Origin of the sequence: Streptomyces griseus (assembly GCF_900460065.1) — a bacterium.
Lineage (GTDB): Bacteria > Actinomycetota > Actinomycetes > Streptomycetales > Streptomycetaceae > Streptomyces > Streptomyces griseus.
In genome coordinates, this window is sequence record NZ_UAVD01000005.1 from 22,255 (window position 1) to 43,621 (window position 21,367).

The 21,367-nt window shown below is 74.2% G+C and carries 16 protein-coding genes and 1 riboswitch; of the genes, 13 read left to right on the top strand and 3 right to left on the bottom strand.

Annotation, left to right across the window (positions count from 1 at the left end):
- Positions 1-487: 487 nt before the first annotated feature.
- A complete protein-coding gene (gene mfd / locus DTB53_RS02625) occupies positions 488-4,021 on the top strand; it encodes a transcription-repair coupling factor (protein ID WP_012380593.1) in 3,534 nt (1,177 codons plus the stop codon).
- Between the two features lie 21 nt (positions 4,022-4,042).
- On the opposite strand, the gene DTB53_RS02630 is transcribed toward mfd, so the two are convergent.
- Positions 4,043-4,630 (bottom strand): TetR/AcrR family transcriptional regulator, encoded by a 588-nt coding sequence (locus tag DTB53_RS02630; protein ID WP_012380594.1) that lies wholly within the window; start codon positions 4,628-4,630, stop codon positions 4,043-4,045.
- A gap of 114 nt (positions 4,631-4,744) precedes the next feature.
- Here DTB53_RS02630 and DTB53_RS02635 point away from each other — a divergent pair, with 114 nt between their 5' ends.
- A complete protein-coding gene (locus DTB53_RS02635) occupies positions 4,745-5,614 on the top strand; it encodes an SCO6745 family protein (protein WP_012380595.1) in 870 nt (289 codons plus the stop codon).
- A gap of 111 nt (positions 5,615-5,725) precedes the next feature.
- Entirely contained in the window at positions 5,726-6,514 is a 789-nt protein-coding gene (locus DTB53_RS02640; protein WP_012380596.1) for an HNH endonuclease family protein, read from the top strand.
- 169 nt (positions 6,515-6,683) lie between these two features.
- Here DTB53_RS02640 and DTB53_RS02645 read toward each other — a convergent pair whose 3' ends face one another.
- The gene (locus tag DTB53_RS02645; protein ID WP_012380597.1) at positions 6,684-7,241 is read right to left on the bottom strand and encodes a GNAT family N-acetyltransferase; all 558 of its coding nucleotides are present in this window, start codon (positions 7,239-7,241) and stop codon (positions 6,684-6,686) included.
- A gap of 112 nt (positions 7,242-7,353) precedes the next feature.
- Here DTB53_RS02645 and DTB53_RS02650 point away from each other — a divergent pair, with 112 nt between their 5' ends.
- Positions 7,354-8,100, top strand: a complete 747-nt coding sequence (locus DTB53_RS02650) for a GNAT family N-acetyltransferase (RefSeq protein ID WP_003968649.1) — start codon at positions 7,354-7,356, stop codon at positions 8,098-8,100.
- Positions 8,100-8,702: a cysteine hydrolase family protein gene (locus DTB53_RS02655; RefSeq protein ID WP_042496996.1), complete on the top strand. Its 603-nt coding sequence runs from the start codon at positions 8,100-8,102 to the stop codon at positions 8,700-8,702. Before DTB53_RS02650 ends, DTB53_RS02655 begins: the two co-directional genes overlap by 1 nt.
- Positions 8,703-8,705: 3 nt before the next feature.
- On the opposite strand, the gene DTB53_RS02660 is transcribed toward DTB53_RS02655, so the two are convergent.
- Positions 8,706-9,434: a hypothetical protein gene (locus tag DTB53_RS02660; protein ID WP_012380599.1), complete on the bottom strand. Its 729-nt coding sequence runs from the start codon at positions 9,432-9,434 to the stop codon at positions 8,706-8,708.
- A gap of 209 nt (positions 9,435-9,643) precedes the next feature.
- Here DTB53_RS02660 and DTB53_RS02665 point away from each other — a divergent pair, with 209 nt between their 5' ends.
- The 8 genes from DTB53_RS02665 (at position 9,644) to DTB53_RS02700 (ending at position 20,893) form a co-directional block, all read left to right on the top strand.
- Positions 9,644-12,067, top strand: a complete 2,424-nt coding sequence (locus DTB53_RS02665; protein ID WP_042496999.1) for an N-6 DNA methylase — start codon at positions 9,644-9,646, stop codon at positions 12,065-12,067.
- A 99-nt stretch (positions 12,068-12,166) separates the two neighbouring features.
- Positions 12,167-12,784, top strand: a complete 618-nt coding sequence (locus DTB53_RS02670; RefSeq protein ID WP_012380601.1) for a membrane protein — start codon at positions 12,167-12,169, stop codon at positions 12,782-12,784.
- Entirely contained in the window at positions 12,781-14,418 is a 1,638-nt protein-coding gene (locus tag DTB53_RS02675; RefSeq protein WP_012380602.1) for a serine/threonine-protein kinase, read from the top strand. The genes DTB53_RS02670 and DTB53_RS02675 overlap by 4 nt, the downstream gene beginning before the upstream one ends.
- Before the next feature lie 205 nt (positions 14,419-14,623).
- Positions 14,624-15,280, top strand: coding sequence for a SurA N-terminal domain-containing protein (locus DTB53_RS02680; protein ID WP_012380603.1), 657 nt, complete (start codon positions 14,624-14,626; stop codon positions 15,278-15,280).
- Between the two features lie 106 nt (positions 15,281-15,386).
- Positions 15,387-16,394, top strand: a complete 1,008-nt coding sequence (locus DTB53_RS02685; protein WP_012380604.1) for a nucleoside triphosphate pyrophosphohydrolase — start codon at positions 15,387-15,389, stop codon at positions 16,392-16,394.
- A 41-nt stretch (positions 16,395-16,435) separates the two neighbouring features.
- Complete coding sequence (locus tag DTB53_RS02690; protein WP_012380605.1) at positions 16,436-18,358, top strand: SEL1-like repeat protein; 1,923 nt, start codon at positions 16,436-16,438, stop codon at positions 18,356-18,358.
- Positions 18,355-19,683, top strand: a complete 1,329-nt coding sequence (locus DTB53_RS02695; RefSeq protein ID WP_012380606.1) for a cytochrome P450 family protein — start codon at positions 18,355-18,357, stop codon at positions 19,681-19,683. Before DTB53_RS02690 ends, DTB53_RS02695 begins: the two co-directional genes overlap by 4 nt.
- A gap of 175 nt (positions 19,684-19,858) precedes the next feature.
- Entirely contained in the window at positions 19,859-20,893 is a 1,035-nt protein-coding gene (locus DTB53_RS02700; protein ID WP_012380607.1) for a transglycosylase family protein, read from the top strand.
- A 289-nt stretch (positions 20,894-21,182) separates the two neighbouring features.
- Positions 21,183-21,365, top strand: a riboswitch (cyclic di-AMP (ydaO/yuaA leader).
- Positions 21,366-21,367: the final 2 nt, after the last annotated feature.

Sequence of the window (21,367 nt, forward strand, 5' to 3'; positions counted from 1 at the left end):
GTCGGGCAAAGACTAGACGCTGGGATCACTCCTGTGAGGATCCCCGGCACAACTGTGTGCGAGACGGAGATGAACGGTGCGCGACCGTCGACGAGCGGCGGTGTCGGCACGACGGGCGGCGGGGCGGGCGCGAAGCGGGCGCCGGGCACGGGCATACGGGCGACGTCCCGGGCCCGGAGGCCGGGCGTACGGGCGGGGCCCGGGCGCCGGGGCGGGGACGGGCGCGCCGGGGCGGCACCCCGTCCGGGCCCCGTCCGGGCCCGGGCCCGGTTCCCGGACGGTGGGGTTCCGGCCGTCGGCCCCGGCCCCTCGCCCGTCGCGGACGCGGCTGTCACCCCCGGGTCGTACCCTGGAAGCCACCCCGGCCCCCGGGGGCGCCCGGCGGATCAGGGCCCCCCGACGTGTCGGGCCCTTCGCGTTGCCCCGGTAGCAGCCGGCTGCCGGTGAACCCTCAGCACCAACCGATCTGATCCCGGACGGAAACTTCATGAGCCTGCACGGTCTGCTGGATGTCGTCGTTACGGACCCGGCGCTCGCCGAGGCGGTGAAGGCCGCCGGGGACGGGCACCGGGCCCACGTCGACCTGGTGGGCCCGCCCGGTGCGCGGCCGTTCGCCGTGGCGGCGCTGGCCCGGCAGACCGGCCGCACCGTGCTGGCCGTCACCGCGACGGGCCGGGAGGCCGAGGACCTGGCCGCCGCGCTGCGCACGCTGCTGCCGCCGGACACGATCGCGGAGTACCCGTCCTGGGAGACCCTGCCGCACGAACGGCTCTCGCCCCGCTCGGACACCGTGGGCCGCCGCCTCGCGGTGCTGCGGCGGCTCGCCCACCCGCGCGCGGACGACCCGGAGACCGGCCCGGTCTCCGTCGTCGTCGCGCCGATCCGCTCCGTGCTCCAGCCACAGGTCAAGGGGCTCGGCGAGCTGGAGCCGGTGGCCCTGGCCGGCGGGCAGAGCGCGGATCTGGGGGAGGTGGTGGACGCACTGGCGGCCGCCGCGTACTCCCGGGTCGAACTGGTCGAGAAGCGCGGCGAGTTCGCCGTGCGCGGCGGGATCCTCGACGTCTTCCCGCCGACCGAGGAGCACCCCCTGCGGGTGGAGTTCTGGGGCGACGAGGTCGAGGAGATCCGCTACTTCAAGATCGCCGACCAGCGGTCCCTGGAGGTCGCCGCGCACGGGCTCTGGGCGCCGCCCTGCCGCGAGCTGCTGCTGACCGACGAGGTGCGGGAGCGGGCGGCGGCCCTCGCCGAGGCCCACCCGGAGCTGGGCGAGCTGCTCGGCAAGATCGCCGAGGGCATCGCGGTCGAGGGCATGGAGTCCCTGGCCCCGGTCCTGGTCGACGAGATGGAGCTGCTGCTCGACGTGCTGCCCGAGGACGCGATGGCGATCGTCTGCGACCCGGAGCGGGTGCGGACGCGGGCGGCCGACCTGGTCGCCACGAGCCAGGAGTTCCTCCAGGCGTCGTGGGCGGCGAGCGCGGGCGGCGGCGAGGCCCCCATCGACGTGGGCGCGGCCTCGCTGTGGGGCATCGCGGACGTCCGGGACCGGGCCCGCGAGCTGGACATGATGTGGTGGTCGATCTCGCCGTTCGCGGCCGACGCCGCCGACCACGACGAGGACACCCTCCAGCTCTCCATGCACGCCCCCGAGGCGTACCGGGGCGACACCGCGCGGGCGCTCGCCGACACCAAGGGCTGGCTGGCCGACGGCTGGCGCACGGTGTACGTGACGGAGGGCCAGGGCCTCGCCAACCGTACGGTCGAGGTGCTGAGCGGCGAGGGCATCGCGGCCCGGCTCACCCCGGACCTCACCGAGGTCACCCCCTCCCTGGTGCACGTCTCCTGCGGGGCCATCGAGCAGGGCTTCGTCGACCCGGCGCTGAAGCTCGCCGTGCTCACCGAGACGGACCTGACCGGCCAGCGCACCGCCACCAAGGACCTGGGCCGGATGCCGGCCCGCCGCAGGAAGACGATCGACCCGCTGACGCTGGAGGTCGGCGACTACATCGTCCACGAGCAGCACGGTGTGGGCCGGTACGTGGAGATGGTGCAGCGCACGGTCCAGGGCGCGACCCGCGAATACCTCCTCGTCGAGTACGCCCCCGCCAAGCGCGGCCAGCCGGGCGACCGCCTCTACATCCCGACCGACCAGCTGGAGCAGGTCACCAAGTACGTCGGCGGCGAGGCCCCGACGCTGCACCGGCTCGGCGGCGCGGACTGGACGAAGACGAAGCAGCGGGCGAAGAAGGCGGTCAAGGAGATCGCCGCCGACCTGATCAAGCTCTACTCCGCCCGGATGGCGGCCCCCGGCCACGCCTTCGGCGCGGACACCCCCTGGCAGCGGGAGCTGGAGGACGCCTTCCCGTACGCGGAGACGCCCGACCAGCTGTCCACGATCGCCGAGGTCAAGGAGGACATGGAGAAGACGGTCCCGATGGACCGGCTGATCTGCGGCGACGTCGGCTACGGCAAGACGGAGATCGCGGTCCGGGCCGCGTTCAAGGCGGTCCAGGACGGCAAGCAGGTGGCGGTCCTGGTCCCGACGACCCTGCTGGTCCAGCAGCACTACGGCACCTTCACCGAGCGCTACTCCCAGTTCCCGGTCAACGTGAGGGCGCTGAGCCGCTTCCAGTCGGAGACGGAATCCAGAGCGACCCTCGAAGGCCTCAGGGACGGTGCCGTCGACCTGGTCATCGGCACCCACCGCCTCTTCTCCTCCGAGACGAAGTTCAAGGACCTCGGCCTGGTCATCGTGGACGAGGAGCAGCGGTTCGGCGTCGAGCACAAGGAGCAGCTGAAGAAGCTCCGCGCCAACGTGGACGTGCTCACGATGTCCGCGACCCCCATCCCCCGTACGCTCGAAATGGCGGTCACCGGCATCCGCGAGATGTCCACGATCACCACCCCGCCGGAGGAGCGCCACCCGGTCCTCACCTTCGTCGGCCCGTACGAGGAGAAGCAGATCGGCGCGGCGGTCCGCCGCGAACTCCTGCGCGAGGGCCAGGTCTTCTACATCCACAACCGGGTCGAGTCCATCGACCGGGCCGCCGCCCGCCTCCGCGAGATCGTCCCGGAGGCCAGGATCGCCACGGCCCACGGCCAGATGTCGGAGGCCGCCCTGGAGCAGGTGGTGGTGGACTTCTGGGAGAAGAAGTTCGACGTCCTGGTCTCCACGACGATCGTCGAGTCCGGCATCGACATCTCCAACGCGAACACCCTGATCGTGGAGCGCGGGGACAACTTCGGCCTCTCCCAACTCCACCAGCTGCGCGGCCGGGTGGGCCGGGGCCGCGACCGGGGGTACGCCTACTTCCTCTACCCGCCCGAGAAGCCCCTGACCGAGACGGCCCACGAACGCCTGGCCACCATCGCCCAGCACACGGAGATGGGCGCGGGCATGTACGTGGCGATGAAGGACCTGGAGATCCGCGGCGCGGGCAACCTGCTCGGCGGCGAGCAGTCCGGCCACATCGCGGGCGTCGGCTTCGACCTGTACGTCCGCATGGTCGGCGAGGCCGTGGCCGACTACCGGGCCCAGATGGAGGGCGGCGTCGAGGAGGAGCCCCCGCTGGAGGTCAAGATCGAGCTCCCGGTCGACGCGCACGTCCCGCACGACTACGCCCCCGGCGAGCGGCTGCGCCTCCAGGCGTACCGCGCGATCGCCTCGGCCTCCTCGGAGGACGACATCCGCGCGGTCCGCGAGGAGCTCACCGACCGCTACGGCCCGCTGCCCGAACCGGTCGAGAACCTCCTCCTGGTCGCGGGCCTGCGCATGCTGGCCCGCGCCTGCGGAGTCGGCGAGATCGTCCTCCAGGGCTCCAACATCCGCTTCGCGCCGGTGGAGCTGCGCGAGTCCCAGGAGCTGCGCCTGAAGCGCCTGCACCCCAAGACGGTCATCAAGCCGGCCGCCCACCAGATCCTGGTCCCGCGCCCGACGACCGGCAAGATCGGCGGCAAGCCGGTCATCGGCCGCGAACTGCTGGCGTGGACGGGGGAGTTCCTGACGACGATCCTGGGGTCGTAGGCCCGGCTCGTTGCGGCAGGGTCAGCCGCCTCCCCGTCCCTCCGCCGTGAAGATCAGGCCGGCCAGCGACCGGAACGCCTCCTCCGGGTCCCGGCCCTCCATCGCGTCCGTCAGGGCGCCGCTGAGCAGCAGCGTCGCGAAGCCGTGGGCCAGGGACCAGGCGGCCACGCCCGCGAGGCGGTCGTCCTCGCCCCGGCCGGCCGGGGGGAGGTCCGCGACGCCCTCGCGCAGGGCCTCGGTCGCCCGGGCGCGGGCGGCCAGGAGGTCCGGGTCGTCGGTGCGGTGCAGGTCCGGCTGGAACATGACCCGGAAGTGCGCGGGGTGCGTCGCCGCGAACCGTACGTAGGCCACGCCCCGCTCCCGGAGGTCCGGCGCCCCGGCCAGGGCGTCGGCGAACAGGGCGTACCCCTCGGCGGCCACGGCGGTCAGCAGGCCCGTGCGGTCCTTGAAGTGGTGCGCCGGCGCGGCGTGCGAGACGCCGGCCCGGCGGGCCAGGTCGCGCAGGCTCAGGGCGCCGGGGCCGTTCGTCGCGATGACGTCGAGGGCGGCGTCCAGGATCACGCGCCGCAGGTCGCCGTGGTGGTAGGCGCGCTCGCGCTCGCTGGTCATGACAGCACCCTACCCGGCATCTAGTCATTGACAAGTTCAGGCGGCGCGCGCATGCTGGGAATCCGATCTAGTCACTGGCAAGATTCGCGGAGCGTGTTCCGGAAGGCGGAGATCATGACCGGAGAACCGGCCGGTGTGCGGCAGATGTGGCACCTCCTGGAGCCCCTGCACGCCGTTCTGTACTACGCCCCCGAGGCCTTCGAGGAGGCCGCCGCGCTGGGGTACGACACCCAGGAGCGCTGGCCGGGCTACTTCGCCTGGCGGGCGGCTCCGCTGGGGGCGGCGGGCGTCCGGGATGCGGTGCGGACCTTCCACAGCTTCGCCCCGGCGATGGTGGAGCGCTACGTTCCGGGCGTCTGGGCGACCGCCGGCCCCGAGGCCGTGCTCGCGGCCCGGCTGCGGGCGGTCGACCGGTCCTACCGGGCCCTGTTCGGGGACCGGGTGGAGCGGCCGGAGTTCGCGGAGGCCGCCGCACTGGCCCGCCGCGCGGCGCAGGCGGCGGGCCCGGGGGCTCCCGGCGGCCTCGGGGCCGCCAACTCCGCGCTGCCCTGGCCCGACGCCCCGCACCTGGTGCTCTGGCAGGCGGCTACCGTCCTGCGCGAGCACCGGGGCGACGGGCACATCGCCGCCCTCGCGGGGGCCGGCCTCGACCCGGTCGAGTCGCTCGTCTCCTTCGCGGCGGTCGGCGCGGCGCCCACCGAGGTGTTCGCGAGCCGGGAGTGGGGCGCGCGGGCGTGGGACGCGGCCCGGCGGCGGCTTCGCGAGCGCGGGCTCCTGACCGCCGACGGCACGGCCACGGACGCGGGGCGCGAGCTGCGCGCGCGGGTGGAGCTGCGGACCGACGAGGCGGCCGCCGCGCCGTGGCGGGCGCTGGGGGAGCCCGGGCGCGAGCGACTGGTGGAACTGCTGGGGCAGCCCTGGCTGGAGGTCATCGGCTCGGGGCTGCTGCCCGCCGAGAACACCCTCGGCATCGGCAAGGTGTGACCGGGCGGGGGAGCGCGGTGGGCTGAAGCACGGTCATGGAAACCCCTCCGGCGGGGAAGACGCCCATAGGATTCTCGGCGCCCGGCTCTCTCCCCGTCAGGACGGCTTCACGTGATAGCTCCCCGTACACACCGCGCGGCTCTGCCCGCCATCGGCGCTCTCGTCGCGATCGCCCTGGTGGGCGGCTGCGGCCCCGACGACCTCGCGGGCGACGGCGGAACCGGCGCGAGCGGCGGGACCAACGGCGGCGGGCGGTCCGCCGAGGGCTTCGGCGCCAGTCCGCTGGACAACCCCGACGGTACGAAGCCGGGCCTGGCCCCCCTCACCTCCGACGCGGACCGGGCCGCCGCCCGGAAGATCATCGAGAAGGTGGCCACCAAGGGGCGCGGCCCGAAGACCGGCTACGAGCGGAAGAAGTTCGGCTACGCCTGGAAGGACGGGATCGACGGCATCCCGCTCGCCCGCAACGGCTGCGACACCCGCAACGACCTGCTCGCCCGGGACGGCAAGGACATCGAGCGCAAGGCGGGGTCCGACTGCGTCGTCATGGCGATGACACTCCAGGACCCCTACACCGGCGAGAGCATCGACTGGCGCAAGCAGCGGGCCACCGAGGTCCAGATCGACCACGTCATGCCGCTCTCCTACAACTGGCAGATGGGCGCCGCCCGCTGGAACGAGGCCAAGCGCGAGCGGATCGCCAACGACCCGCTCAACCTCATCCCGGTGGACGGCCCGGCCAACAACGCCAAGCGGGACTCCGGGCCCGCCTCCTGGCTGCCGCCGTACAAGCCGATCCGCTGCTCGTACGCGGTGCGGTTCGCCCAGGTCTCGCTGAAGTACGAACTGCCGGTCACGACGGCCGACAAGAGCGCCATGCTCACCCAGTGCGGCGGCTGAGCGGGACCCCGGAGGCGCCCGATCAGAGACCTGGCCGCCGCAGCCGCGTTGGTCGGGATGCCGCCGCTTCTCCTGTCGTCGCCGGAGCCGAAGACCCGGGAGACCCGGATGATCAGGTGCGACGTCACGGGCGGGGACGCGTCATGGGCCCCTCATGGTTCCGGCGGGATCACGTCGCCCCTCCCGTGCCCGGGCCGAGCTCCCTGACCAGGAAGCGGGCCGGATCCGCGACCTCCTGCCGGACCCCGTCGGCGTCGAGGAACGCGTACCGGTCGAGGTAGCGGCAGCCGGTCTCCCGATAGCCGATCCGCAGGTAGAGCGCGGTCGCCCGGTGGTTGTCGTCGTCCACCCCCAGACCGATCAGGGCGTGACCGGCGGCATGGACCCGCTCCTCCGCCGCCCGGATCAGCGCCGTACCGATGCCCCGGGAACGCAGCTCCGGTGGCCAGATCCCGAGCCCGTTCAACTCGGGGCAGCCGGGGAAACGGGCCTGGACCTCCGGGGCCGCGCAGCCCTGCCAGAGGATCTGCGCCGTCCCGACCGGTACACCGTCGGCCCAGGCGGTGAGGAAGGTGCTCAGGCCCCGCTCCTGCCGGTCGAACCGGGCCGCGTGCCGCCGGGTCCGGCCGGGCGAGGGCAGGTGCCGCTCCAGGGGTTCGAGGTCCGCCGCGCGGGCGGGCCGGATCAGTACGGGTCCGATGGGGGCGGGCGGAGGCGTCGTCGTCATGCGGGGTGACGGTAGCCGGGGGCGGCGCCCCGGGCGAGCGGCCTCGGGCCGTGCGGTGGATCAGGGCGATATTCGCTGGTCAGAGGTGGTTCGACTGTCTAGGGTCGCGCGCATGGAGCTGAACATCACCACTCTCGCCGAGCGCCCGGAGCTGGCCGACGCCCTGGACCGGATGCCCGACACCTGGCCGGAGTTCGTCCTGGAGGACATCGTCGGCTGGGCCAACTTCGCCCGGATCGCCGTCGAGTTCCCCTCGTACGTGCTGGTCGCCACCGACCCCGAGGGCGCCGTGGTCGCCCGCGCCTACAGCGTGCCCTTCGTGCTGGACGCCCCCGGGCGCGGTGAACTGCCCGTCGGCGGCTGGGACCGGATGCTGCTGTGGGCGTTCGCGGACCTGCGGCGCGGACGGACGCCCGACACGGTCGGAGCGATCGAGATCACGGTGGCCACCGGCCACCAGGGCAAGGGCATATCGGGCCGGATGCTCGCCGCGATGCGCGACAACGCGCGACGGCTCGGCCTCCGGGAAGTCGTCGCCCCGGTGCGTCCGAACGGCAAGCACCTGCGGTCCGGCCTGCCGATGGAGGAGTACGCCCGGCTGACCCGCCCCGAGGACGGGCTGCCCGAGGACCCCTGGCTGCGGGTCCACGTCCGGGCGGGCGGCACGGTGGACTCGGTCGCCACGGTGTCGATGACGGTGAGCGGATCCCTCGCGCAGTGGCGCGAGTGGACCGGGCTGCCGTTCGACACGGACGGTCCGGTGGAGGTGCCGGGCGCGCTCGTCCCGGTGCACTGCGCGCTCGATCACGGCTACGCGGTCTACGTCGAGCCCAACGTCTGGGTGCGGCACCGGCTGTGATGCGCGCGACCCCGAACGCGGCGCCCCCCGCCCCGGGCCCCGCCCTCCTCGTCATCGACATGCAGAACACCCTGGTCGCGATGGCCTACCGGGCGTCCGCGACCGTGGCGGCCATCGCCGGTCTCCAGGAGCGGGCCAGGGCCGCCGGTGCGCCGGTGGTCTTCGCGCAGCAGCGGGACGACGAGCTGGAGCCCGGGACCGAGGGCTGGCGGATCGTGCCCGAACTGGCCCCCGCCCCCGGTGAGACGGTGGTGCCCAAGGCGGCCCCGGACAGCTTCCTCGACACGGAACTCGACGCGGCCCTGAGCGCCCGGGGAGTCACCGAGCTCGTCGTCACCGGGTTCGCCACCGAGATCTGCGTCGAGTCCACGGCCCGGCAGGCGCTGAGCCGGGGGTACGACGTGGTGCTCGTCGCGGACGGCCACACCACGTCCGTCCGGCCAGGCCCCGGCCCGTACGCCGCGCCGGAGGCGTCCGTCGCGCACCACAACGAGATCTACCGCAACCTCCGTTACCCGGGCCGCCGGGTGCGCGTGCTGCCGGCGGCCGAGGTGGACTTCGGGGGGCGGAGTCCCGGCGACGGGAGCGCGCGGGCGCGCTGAGTCCTACTGCTCCAGGTCGACGATGTCCTTCGCGGCGGGCTTCTCCACCACGACGGGCTCGTCGAACTCGGACAGGTTCATCGTCATCGGCTCCTCGCCGCCCCGGGACGCCACGCGCAGGATGTAGGGGTCGCCCTCGGCGGCGACGTCGATGGTGAACGTCTCCTTGCCCTCCTTCTCCGTGAGGCGCAGGGCGGGCTTGCCCGCGACCGTCGTCGGGCCCTTCTTGCGGGCGGCGCTGTCGCCCTCCTCGAACTCCGCCAGCAGTCCCTTGAGGTCGCAGAACTCGATGGTGTCCTTGGTTTCCGGTTCGGAGGCCTTCGACTCCATCCAGCGGCCCGCGATCAGCTTGACCGCCGCGTCCACGTCCGCCTTCGGCTCGCCCTCGGACTGCTCGCGCAGCAAGGCCTCGTCGAGCTTCGTGTACACCGTGTCGCCGGTCTTGCGGACCTCCATCGTGCCCGTGCCGCCCATGGTCATCGTTCCGGTGCAGTCACCTCCCAGGCTCGTGGCGAAGTCGGCCTTGACCGGGCCGTCGGAGGTGGTCATGTCGAGTCCGATCCGCAGGGACTCCACCCCGTTCGTCCGCTTGATGGCCTTGTTCACGACCTCCGGACCGGAGACCCCGGCGAACGGCCCGGTCTCCTTCGGGGAGTCCGTTCCGCAGGCGGCGAGACCGAGCAGGGTCATCGCGCAGAGGGTGTTGACGGATATACGGGTGATGAGACGCATGGGTCGGGCTCCGGAAGGAAAGGCGCGCGGCGCCGGTCGGCAGAGAGGCAAACGGCCCTGGCTGGCGGGGCGGACCTATCAGAGCAGAGCTTGTGAACCGAGTCAACACGAAAGATCCGTGACGGGTTTGACGACAGGGCTTTCCGGTGTGGTGTGGGTGATTGGCTATGCTCGCGGTCAGGCAGCGCGCACCGACCGAGGGAGAGCCAGTGCCGGAGAACGCGACGGAGGTCACCGCGGCCGGGATCGCGCGGCTGGCGGGAGTGGGCCGTGCCGCCGTCAGCAACTGGCGCCGTCGGCACGCCGACTTCCCCCGGCCCGTCGGCGGCAGCGCGACCAGCCCCTCCTTCGCGCTGTCCGACGTGGAGCGCTGGCTGCGGGACCAGGGGAAGCTCGCCGAGGTGCCGCTGCGCGAGCGGGTCTGGCAGGAGGTGGCCGGCCACCCCGCAGGGGCCGCCCAGGCCCTGGTCCACACCGGCTGTGCCCTGCTGCTCGTCCGTGACCGGCCCACCGCCTGGCTGGAGTTGACCGGCACGTCCGACGAACGGATGGCGCAGGCGCTGCCGTACGCCGTGGACCACGTGCTCACCGCCCGGCTCGGTCCCGACGCTCCCTCCGCCCCCGGCCCGGCCGCACCCCCCGGAACCGTCGGCACGCCGCGAACCGCCGACGCCTCCGGGCCCGACGCTCCTTCCGCGCCCGACGCCTCCGGGCACGCCGCGGTCGGGCCCGACGCCCCCGTACCCGGATCGACGGTGCCGTCCGCGATCCCGTCCGCATCCGCGCCCCCGTCGGCATCCGCGCCCCCGTCGGCATCCGCACCCCCGTCCGCATCCGCGCCCGCGCCCGGGTCCGCGCCCGACGCCTCCGGGGCACTTCACCACGCCAACCCGCCCGAGGCCTCGGGGGTTCACAGGGCGCGAGCCGTTCACACGCCCACGGCGCGGGATCTGCTGCCCTCCGTGCCGCTGCTGCGAGCCGCCGCGGAACTCGCCGCCGGGATCGGGGCCGGACAGGCCTTCGAGTTCCTGCTCGGCCGGCACCTGGACGCCAACCCCCGCCAGTACACGCTGACCCCGCCGCACCTCGCCGAGCTGATGGCGGACCTCGCCGAACCGCCGGCGGACGAGGGCCGCCCGGCCTCCGCCCGGCCGCTCCGCAGCGTCCTCGACCCGGCCGCCGGGACCGGCTCCCTGCTCCGTGCCGTCACCGGCCCGGCGGCGCTCTACGCGCAGGAGGCCGACGCCGGGCTCGCCGCCCTCACCGCGCTGCGCCTCGCCCTGTGCGCCGACGCGACCCGCGACGCCCCCGCGTCCCCGGCCGTGCGGACCGGGGACACCCTGCGGGCCGACGCCTTCCCCCGGCTGGCGACCGACACCGTGCTCTGCCACCCGCCCTTCAACGACCGCAACTGGGGCCACGACGAACTGGCCTACGACCCGCGCTGGGAGTACGGCTTCCCCGCCCGCGTCGAGTCCGAACTGGCCTGGGTCCAGCACGCCCTGGCCCGACTGCGCGACGGCGGCACCGCCGTCCTCCTGATGCCTCCGGCCGCCGCGTCCCGCCGCTCCGGCCGCCGGATCCGGGCCGACCTCCTGCGCCGGGGCGCCCTCCGGGCCGTCATCGCCCTCCCGGCCGGCGCCGCACCCCCGTACGGCATCCCGCTCCACCTCTGGGTCCTGCGCAGGCCGACGCCCGGGGTCCGCCCCGGACCGGACCTCCTGCTGGCCGACACCGCCGCACTCGCGGCGCCCGCCGCGGAGCCGGGCGGCAAAGCGGCCGGCGGGGGACGCGACCGGATCGACTGGCCCGTCGTGCGCGCCGCCGTGCTCGACGCCTGGCGCGACCGGACCGACCTCCCCGGCGTCAGCCGCGTCGTCCCCGTGGTCGAACTCCTCGACGACGACGTGGACCTGGCCCCGGCCCGCTACCTCCACCGCCCCGCGCCCGGCGGAGGCGCCGCCGGACTCGGCGAGGTGCGGGAGCGGCTCGCCGAGACCCTCCGGCTGACCGCCCGCCTCACCCCGCCCCCCGTCGCCCCCGCCGCCCCCGCGCACCGTCCCCGGACCACCGTCGGCGAACTCGCCCGCGGCGGGGCGCTCTCGCTGCACGCCGGCACCGCGGCCCCGGGCGGCCCCGCACCCGTTCTCACCGAGCACGACGTCCTCACCGGGGCGGGCCCGACCGCGGCCACGCCCACCGGTCCCGAGGCGCCCGGCACCGCCCAGGACGAACCGGTCCTGCTCCAACCCGGCGACGTCGTGGTGCCCGTGCTCGGCGGCGGGACCGTCGTCCGGGTCGTCGGGGAGCGGGACGCGGGCGCCGCGCTCGGCCGCAACCTCCAGCTCCTGCGGCCCGATCCGGCCGCCCTCGATCCGTGGTTCCTCGCCGGGTTCCTGCGCGGCACCTCCAACAACCGGCAGGCCAGCAGCTACGCCTCCACCGCAGCCCGGCTGGACGCCAGGCGCCTGCACCTGCCCCGGATGCCGCTGGCCGAACAGCGGCGGTTCGGGGAGCGGTTCCGCGAACTGGCCGCCTTCGAGGAAGCGCTGCGCTCGGCGGAACGGATCGGCGGGCTGCTGATCCAGGGGATGTACGACGGACTGGCGGACGGCACGGTCGCGCCCACGTGAGGTGAACCACGGCGGTCGGGCACAACCCGGGGCCGGCCGGTCGGTGGAGGTGTATACGCTCACCCCACACGTCCGACATACGCGTCCCAGGAGCAGCACATGCACGGCTACGGCCCGACGCCGCAGCAGCAGACGACATCCCGGCCGTCCTCGGGCACGCTCACGACGGTGCGCGTGATCCTCGTGACGGTGACCGTGCTGAGCTGCGGCCTGCTGGGATGGGTGGCGATGCTGCGGCTGGCGTTCGTCACCCGCAAGCCGCGCGACTGGGTGCTGCTCGCGGTCGTGATCGTCCTCAACGCCGCACTGTTCGCCTTCATCATGGGCACCCCCGACGACCCCGACGACATGTCGGACGCGGCGGCGCTGCTCATGATGGTCTGGATCATCGGCCTGCTGGCCGGGGTGATCACCTATTACCTGTACACGGAGATCCGCCACTACAGCTCCCTCGGCTCCCCGGCCCCGTACCCCGCTCCCGGGCACCCCGCGCCGCTCCCGTACCAGCAGCCCCCGGTACACCACCAGCACCCGGGCCCGGGCCCGCAGCAGAGCCGGCACCAGGGCCCGCAGCCCAACCCGTACACCGCGCCGACCCCGCCGCCCACGCCCGCTCCCGCGCCCCGGCGCCTCGACCAGGTCCGGGCCGAGCTGGACGAGCTGAGCGACTACCTCCGCAAGGAGAACAACGGGAACCGGGAGGGCGAGGGCCGGTGAGCGGGCGGATCATCGCCGACCGGTACGAACTGGCGACCATCCTCGGCCAGGGCGGCATGGGCCAGGTGTGGACGGCCTACGACCGGCGCCTCGACCGCCGCGTCGCCGTGAAGCTGCTCCGCCCCGACCGGGTCGCCGGGCCCACCGGCAGCGACGCCGCCGACGAACTGCGCCGCCGCTTCGTCCGCGAGTGCCGGGTCACCGCGCAGGTCGACCACCCGGGCCTGGTCACCGTCCACGACGCGGGCAGCGACGACGACGACCTCTACCTCGTCATGCAGTACGTCGAGGGCGCCGACCTCGCCGACCATCTCGCCGAGCGGAGCCCCTACCCCTGGCCGTGGGCCGTCGCGGTCGCCGCCCAGCTCTGCGCGGTCCTCTGCGCCGTGCACGCGGTGCCGATCGTCCACCGCGACCTCAAGCCCCGCAACGTGATGATCCGGCCCGACGGCACCGTCACCGTCCTCGACCTCGGCGTCGCCTCCGTCCTCGACACGGACACCACCCGCCTCACCCACACCGGTTCGCCCATCGGCTCCCCGGCCTACATGGCACCCGAGCAGGCGATGGGCGGCGCGGTCGGCCCGTACACCGACCTGTACGCCCTCGGGGTGCTCCTGCACGAACTCCTCAGCGGAGACGTGCCGTTCGCCGGTTCCACCGCGCTCGGCGTCCTGCACCGCCACCTCTACGAGCCACCGCGCCCGGTCCGCGAGACCCGCCCCGAGGTCCCCGTCGCGCTGGAGGCCCTCGTGCTGCGGCTCCTCGCCAAGGACCCCCAGGGCAGGCCCGCCTCCGCCCAGGAGGTGTACGAGGACCTCGCCCCGCTGCTGCCGAAGCACGGGACCCCCGCCGAACCGCTCGACCCGACGCGTCCGTTCCTGCGCCCGCACGCCCCCTGGCCGGACCGGGCCGCCACCCCGGCCCCCGTGCCCGCGCCCGCCGCCTTCGCCGCGCCGCCCCCCTCCCTCGGCGCCCCGCCGTCCTTCACCCCGCCCCCGGCGAGCGCCCCGATACCCGCGCGCCCCGCCCACCTGCCGGCGGGTACCCCGCCGCCCGCCCGTCCGGACGTCGCACGGGCCGTGGACGAGGTGAAGAAGCTGCTCGGCGAGGGCCGGATCACCCAGGCCGTGGACGTCCTCGGCGCCACCCTCCCGGCCGCCGCCGCCGAGCACGGCGAGCACTCACCGGTCGTCCGCATCCTGCGCAAGCAGTACGCCGCGACGCTGATGGACGACGGGCAGTACCGCCGCGCCCTGCCCGAACTGCGCCGGCTCGCCGAGGACCGGGCCGCCGAAGCGGGCCCGGCCGACGCCCAGGCCCTCCAGTTCCGCTACGACGCCGCCCAGTGCCTCGAACAGCTGGGCGAAGCGGGGGCCGCGCTGGTCGAGTACCGCGCGATCCTCCCGTACTACGAGAACGCCTACGGGCCGATCTCCTCCGACCCCGGCCGCGCCCTCGACATCCGGCACCGCATCGGACAACTGCTCCTGGCGGTCGGCGACCACACCGCGGGCCGGGCCCAGCTCCAGGCCCTGCTGTACGACGCCGAGCGCACCTACGGGCCGCACCACCCGCTCCCGATCGACCTGCGCCGCCTCCTCAGCCACCAACGGGACGTCCGCGGCGGCTGACAGCACCGGGCACGGCACCCGGCACGACCCCGGTACGTGCCCGTACGGCCCCGGCACGCCCCCGCGCCGGGCCGCATACCCGCCCACATCCCCAACTCCTCCCGAATCGTTGGTCGAATCAGTGGCACCGGCCACCTCCACTGCCTAACATCGATCACCGCAAGGCTTTGTGCACTGATGCACAAACTCTCCCCGGGAGGCTCCTTTGCACCGCCGTCGTCGCACCGCGCTCGCCGTCCTCGCCGCGACACTCGTCGCCGCACCGCTCCTTTCGGCCTGCGGCAACCAGTCCCACCCCGGCGCCGCGGCCGTCGTGGGCGGCGAGCGGATCGAGGTGTCGACGGTCCAGGACCGGGCCGCGGACGTCCGCAGCGCCCAGGAGAACTCTCCGGAGGCCGCCCAGCTGGTGAACAAGTCGGGCCAGCTCAACCGCGCCAAACTGCACGGGCTGATCTTCGGCCGGATCCTCGACCGCGCCGCCGCGGACGCGGGGGTCACGGTCACCCGCAAGGAGATCCAGGAGATGCGGAAGGCCAGCGGCGCCCAGCAGGGCGGCGAGGAGCGGTTCGAGGCGATGATGCTCCAGCAGCGCTGGGTCGCCCCCGACCAGATCGACGCCGACATGCGCCAGGAGGTCCAGCTCCCGAAGCTGGCCGAGGCGCTCGGCGCGGACCTCGGCACACCGGCCGGCCAGCAGGTCGTCGGCGAGGCCCTCACCAAGGCGTCGAAGGCCCTCGACATCGACGTCAACCCGCGCTTCGGCACCTGGGACGACCAGAAGATGCAGCTCGGCACCTACAGCGCGCCCTGGATCACCCAGGTCACCGAGTTCACGCCCAAGGACTCCCCGGCCGGCGCCTGAGCCGACGCCCGCCCGTCCGACGGGGCGCCCGAGCCGACGGGCGCCCCGTCGGACGGGCGCTCGCAGCGGCGGGCCGGGGGCCCGGGCCCGGAGGTAGGTTCACAGGGTGAACGCCGAAGCCCCCGACACCCCCGTCGAGACCCCCGCCGACCCCGGCCGCATCGTCCTGCTCACCGCCAGCCACCGGGTCGCGCCCGGCCTGCTGTCCTGGCCGGCCTGGCGGACACTGCACGCCGCCGACCGGGTCCTCGTCGCCGGCCCGGACCACCCGCAGCTCCCCTACCTCCACGAGGCGGGCGTACCCGTCGAACACGCCACGCCCTCCGCCGACGAACTGGTCGCCGACTGCGCGGGCGGCAGGACCGTCGTCGTCCTGGTCGGCGGCGAGGGCGACAGCCGCCTGACCGACGGCCTGGCCCGGCTCGGCGGCTCGGGCCGGGTCGCCATGCCGGACCTGGAACTGCTCCCCGGCTCCTACGACCTGCCCGGCGCCCGCCTGCTGGACCTGGTCCAGGTCATGGACCGGATCCGCCGCGAGTGCCCCTGGACCTCGCGAAAGACGCACCGGGGCCTCGCCAAGTACGCCATCGAGGAGGCGTACGAACTGGTCGAGGCGATCGAGGACGGCGACCGGGACGAACTGCGCGAGGAGCTCGGCGACGTCCTGCTCCAGGTCGTCTTCCACGCCCGCATCGCCGAGGAGGACCCCGACGAACCCTTTGCCGTCGACGACGTCGCGGGCGGCCTCGTCGAGAAGCTGATCCACCGCCATCCGCACGTCTTCGGCGACGAGACCGCAGAGACCCCCGAGGACGTCCACGCGCACTGGCTGCGCACCAAGGCGATCGAGAAGCGCCGCACCTCGGTCACCGAAGGCGTCCCCCTCGGCCAGCCCGGCCTGGCCCTCGCCGCGAAACTCGCGAGCCGCGTCCGTACGGCGGGCCTCGACGTCCCCCTCCCGGCGGGAGACCCGGCCGGCGACCCCATCGGCTACGAGCTGCTCGCCCTCGCCGTCTCCGCCGAGGCGAACGGCACCGACCCGGAGGCCGCCCTGCGCGCCGCCGCCCGCGCCTACCGCGACGCGATCCTGGCGGCGGAGCGCGGGACGGGTTAGTACGGTGACGACAGGGGCCCGACGAGCGACGGGGGACGGGCGTGGACAGCGAACTGGAAGCGCTGGCGGATCGGTTGACTCCGCTGATCATGAGCGCCGAGCCGCATCCGTTCGAGGCGGTCAAGGCGTGCCTGCACCCGCGCCCCGTCCGCTTCCAGGCGGCACGCCTGGACCGGATGCACGCCATGTACCACGGCGGGATCCCGGGAGGCGCGGACGGCGCCCGCGGTCTGCTGCTGGCCGTCCTCGGCGACGTGAGACGGGTCAACCCCGCCGGGTTCGCGCGGCTGAAGGAGGAGGCCGCCGACTTCACACGGCCGCCCACCTCCGCAACCACCCGGAAGCGACCCTCCCCGGTCGCGCGGCAGAACGCCTTCCAGGCCGCGCGGGAGCACACCCCCACGGCGGTCGCCGCCCCCGCGGCGGAGGCCGCGTCACACACCGCGCACAACGCCGTCTCCGGGGGCGTCCTGCACGGCCCCGTCGTCCAGGCGGGCACGGTCGCCGGTGGCGTGCACACCTACTACACGCACCCCCCGCACTCCGCCGCGCCGCCGGTCTCCGAGTGGCTCCGGCTGGACGCGGCCGACCCGATCGACCTCGGCGTGTGGAGGCCCCGGCGGCTGCCCGGCGAATCGTTGCTGCCGCCCTACGCTGCACGCCACTGCGACCACGAGCTGGGCGAACGGGTCCGTGAGGCGGCCGCATCGGGCGGCCTGGTGGTGGTCACGGGTGCGCCGCTCTCGGGCAAGACCAGGACCCTGTGGGCCGCCCTGACCACCAACCTGCCGGGTACGAGACAGATCTTCGCCCCGGAGCACGGCACGGACCTGCGGGGGCTCCCGGCGCTCGTGCGCGGCCGGAGGGGGGAGAGCCCCGTCCTGTGGCTGGACCGCTTGGAGGGCCATCTCGGCGAACACGGACTGACCCCGGCCGTCCTCGCCGACCTCGTCCGGCTGCGCGTGCCCGTCCTCGCCACGATGGACGACGAGGCCTACGACGCCCGCCGCTTCGGCACGTCGGACCGCGCCCGGGTGCTCGACGGGATCGAGCCCGTCGAGCTGAACCGGGTGTGGAGCGACCGCGAGACGCGGTGCCTCGACGCCCCGGACGGGGACGCCCGCCTGCGGAGCGCCGCCCTCCGCCGCGGCGTGCACACCGTGCCCGAGTACCTGGCCGTGGGCCCGGGCCTGGTCGAGGAGTGGCGGCGGGCCGGCCGGCTGGGCCGCCACCCGCGCGGCCACCTCCTGGTGCGCGCCGCGGTCGATCTGACCCTGTGCGGAGTGCCCGTCGGCGGCATCACCGGCACCCTGCTCCGCGGGGTCGAGTGCCTGTACTCGGCGGAGCTCGCGGCGGCGGCCCGGACGGAGACGTTCGACGAGGGGCTCGCCTGGGCCGCCGCGCCCCGGCACGGGGTGAGCGGGCTTCTGGCGCCGGGCGAGGGGGAGGACACGTGGGACGTCTTCGGCGCCCTGCCCGCCGACGCGGTCGACCGGTCGGACCACCCGCCGGTCCCGCTCTCCCTGTGGTCGATCGCCATCACGGAGACGACGTCGAAGGACGTGCGCGCGACGATGCGCGCCAACGCCCACGCGCACCTGGCGGACCGGGCCGAGAACGAACCGGAGGCGGCTTACGTCCTCGCCTCGGTCAACGGACTGACCGGAGAGCCGGGAGCCGCGGAGTTCTGGCTCCGCAGGGCGGCGGACGCGGGCCACATCGAATCGGCGGCGATGCTGGGGGAGCTGCTGATCGCGCGCAGTCCCGCCGAGGCGACCGGGTATCTGGAGACGGCCGCGGAGGCCGGCCTGGTCAAGGCGCAGTACCTGCTGGGCGTGGTGCTGGCCGACCGGGCGCGGCACTGGATGTCCCGGGCGGCCGAGAAGGGGTACCGCCCCGCCCAGCGGGCGCTCCCCGCACTGCGCGGAGCCGCCGGACCCCCGCCCGGTACCGTCGGGGAGTGAACGACAGCCCCGCCCCCCGCCCGTCCGAGCCCTCCGCCTGCCCCCACTCCCCGGCCGGGCCCCATGGCGCCCCCGAACTCTTCACCTGGGAGTTCGCCACCGACCCCTACCCGGCCTACGCCTGGCTCCGCGAGCACCGCCCGGTGCACCGCACCGCGCTGCCCAGCGGGGTGGAGGCCTGGCTCGTGACCCGGTACGGGGACGCCAGGGAGGCCCTCGCCGACGCGCGGCTCTCCAAGAACCCCGCCAACCACGCCGAGTCGCCGCACGCCAAGGGGAAGACGGGGATCCCGGGGGAGCGCAAGGCGGAGCTGATGACACATCTGCTCAACATCGACCCGCCGGACCACACCCGGCTGCGCCGGCTCGTGTCCAAGGCGTTCACCCCGCGCCGGGTCGCGGAGTTCGCGCCCCGCGTGCAGGAGCTGACGGACCGGCTCATCGACGACTTCGTGGAGAAAGGGAGCGCCGACCTCATCCACGACTTCGCCTTCCCCCTCCCCATCTACGCCATCTGCGACCTGCTCGGCGTCCCCGAGGAGGACCAGGACGACTTCCGGGACTGGGCGGGCATGATGATCCGGCACGGCGGCGGGCCCCGCGGCGGGGTCGCCCGGTCGGTGAAGAAGATGCGCGGCTACCTCGCCGAACTCATCCACCGCAAGCGGGAGAACCCGGGCGACGACCTGATCTCCGGGCTGATCCGGGCCAGCGACCACGGCGAGCACCTCACGGAGAACGAGGCGGCCGCCATGGCGTTCATCCTGCTGTTCGCCGGGTTCGAGACGACGGTCAACCTCATCGGCAACGGGACCTACGCGCTCCTGCGCCACCCCGGGCAGCGCGCCCGGCTGGAGGCCTCGCTGGCGGCGGGGGAGAGCGCCCTGCTGGCGACCGGTCTGGAGGAGCTGCTCCGGTTCGACGGGCCGGTCGAGATGGCGACCTGGCGGTACGCCACCGAGGCGCTGACCCTGGGCGGTGAGGAGATCGCCGCCGGGGACCCCGTTCTCGTGGTGCTGGCGGCGGCCGACCGCGACCCGGCGCGGTTCACCGATCCGGACACCCTGGACCTTGCGCGGCGTGACAACCAGCACCTCGGATACGGGCACGGCATCCACTACTGCCTGGGGGCGCCGCTGGCCCGGCTGGAGGGGCAGACCGCGCTGACCACGCTGTTGAGACGCCTTCCTGACCTGCGACTCGCGGGAGAACCGGGCGATCTGCGCTGGCGGGGCGGGCTCATCATGCGAGGACTGCGCACCCTTCCGGTCGCGTTCGAACCGGGCAGCAGAACCAGGAAAAGTGACACAGCGTCAACTCTGTGACTTTCACGTGATCTGCGCTGCATCGACTTGTGACACGCGTTCGAGTCCCGCTAGGTTCACGGTTCGACGCGTCGGCCGCACGTGGCCCACGCGTCACTTGTGCGCCGCAGCAGGCACGGAATCCGCTGCGCGGCGCTCAGGTCACTCGCTTGTCAGTCGCACGGAAGGCATACCCATGGGCTCCGCGAACGGCAGACACCGCCGCCCTCGTCAGGCACCCGCCATCGTCGTCGCCGCGGGCGTGACGGGATCGGCCATCGCCATCCCGCTGCTCGGCGCCGGCGGCGCACAGGCCGCCGAGGCCACGACCTGGGACCGGGTCGCCGAGTGCGAGAGCGGCGGCATGTGGAGCGCCGACCTCGGCAACGGCTACTACGGCGGGCTCCAGTTCTCGCAGGAGACCTGGTCGGCGTACGGCGGCACCGCGTTCGCGCCCCGCGCCGACCTCGCCAGCCGCTCGCAGCAGATCTCCGTCGCCGAGAAGGTCCTGGACGACCAGGGTCCGAAGGCGTGGCCCAGCTGTGCGGTGATCTCCGGCCTCGCGGTGGACGGCGGTCTGCCCGGCGTCGACCCGGGCGCCTCGCCGTCCGCCGACCCGTCGGCGGACCCCTCGGCCGACCCGGAGCCCGCCCCGACCGGCGAAACGGACGCAACCGGAGAATCCGGCGAATCCGGCAAGGGTGCGAAGGGTGATGAGGTGGACAAGGGTGGTACGGGTGGCGCGGAGAAGGGGAGCCGGGATCCCGACTCCTCGGTGAAGCCCTCCGCCCCGCCCGCCTCCGGCGCCCCCGACGCCGCGGACCCCTCCGCGGCCCCCGACGCCTCGGCGGGCGAGAGCGGCAAGGGGGGCAAGCACCGTGGCGCCCCCGCGCCCGAGGAGGCCGACGCGGGCCAGGAGGACGGCCCCCGCGAGTCCGGCCGGCATGCCTCGCGCGGCGACAGCGGCGCGCGGGACGGCGGTGCGGCGGCCGACGGCGGGTACACCGTGCGGCCCGGCGACAACCTCTGGGCGATCGCCGACGCCCAGGAGGTCCCCGGCGGCTGGACCGGTCTGTACGAGACGAACAAGGATCTCCTGGGCTCCGACCCGGACCTGATCCTGCCCGGCCAGAACCTGGACCTCGGCCTGGACCGCGACGCGGGCGGGAGTGCGGACCCGGCCGCGCGGGAAGGCGCCGAGACGCCCGCGGGGGCGCCCGCCGCCAACTGATCGAATGCGGGAAAACACCCCGAAAATCGAGGCAGTTAAGAGACCTATGTCCACTTTTGCGTAAGTGAGACATGGGTCTCTTTGCCTCAACTGGCGCGTCTCGTCCGGCCGGTCCGGGCGTATCGCCCCTCACCTGCGGAAACGGCCCGCGGGCTGCGGCGAGTTCGGGTTTATTGCCCCCTATGTCCATCTTTGAATGTCGGGGTTGCCTGTGTTTACGGTCGGAGCCGCTCGCACCGCGGGCCCCGTCGACCGTCACGCCGAATCCTGCCGTCGGTCGAAGGGAACAGACGCGTAAGCGCCGTAGGCAGGAGCGGGGGACCCAGGTAAGCCGCCGGGTCCGGACGCCTCGTCGAACCGACGGGGGCGCACGGGACCGGCTAGGGGTCAAGTCGCGAGCAGTACCGCGCGACCGGGCAACTCATCAGCCCGAACCCGACAGCTCACCTCGTAGGCGTCGGTGAGGAGATTCGT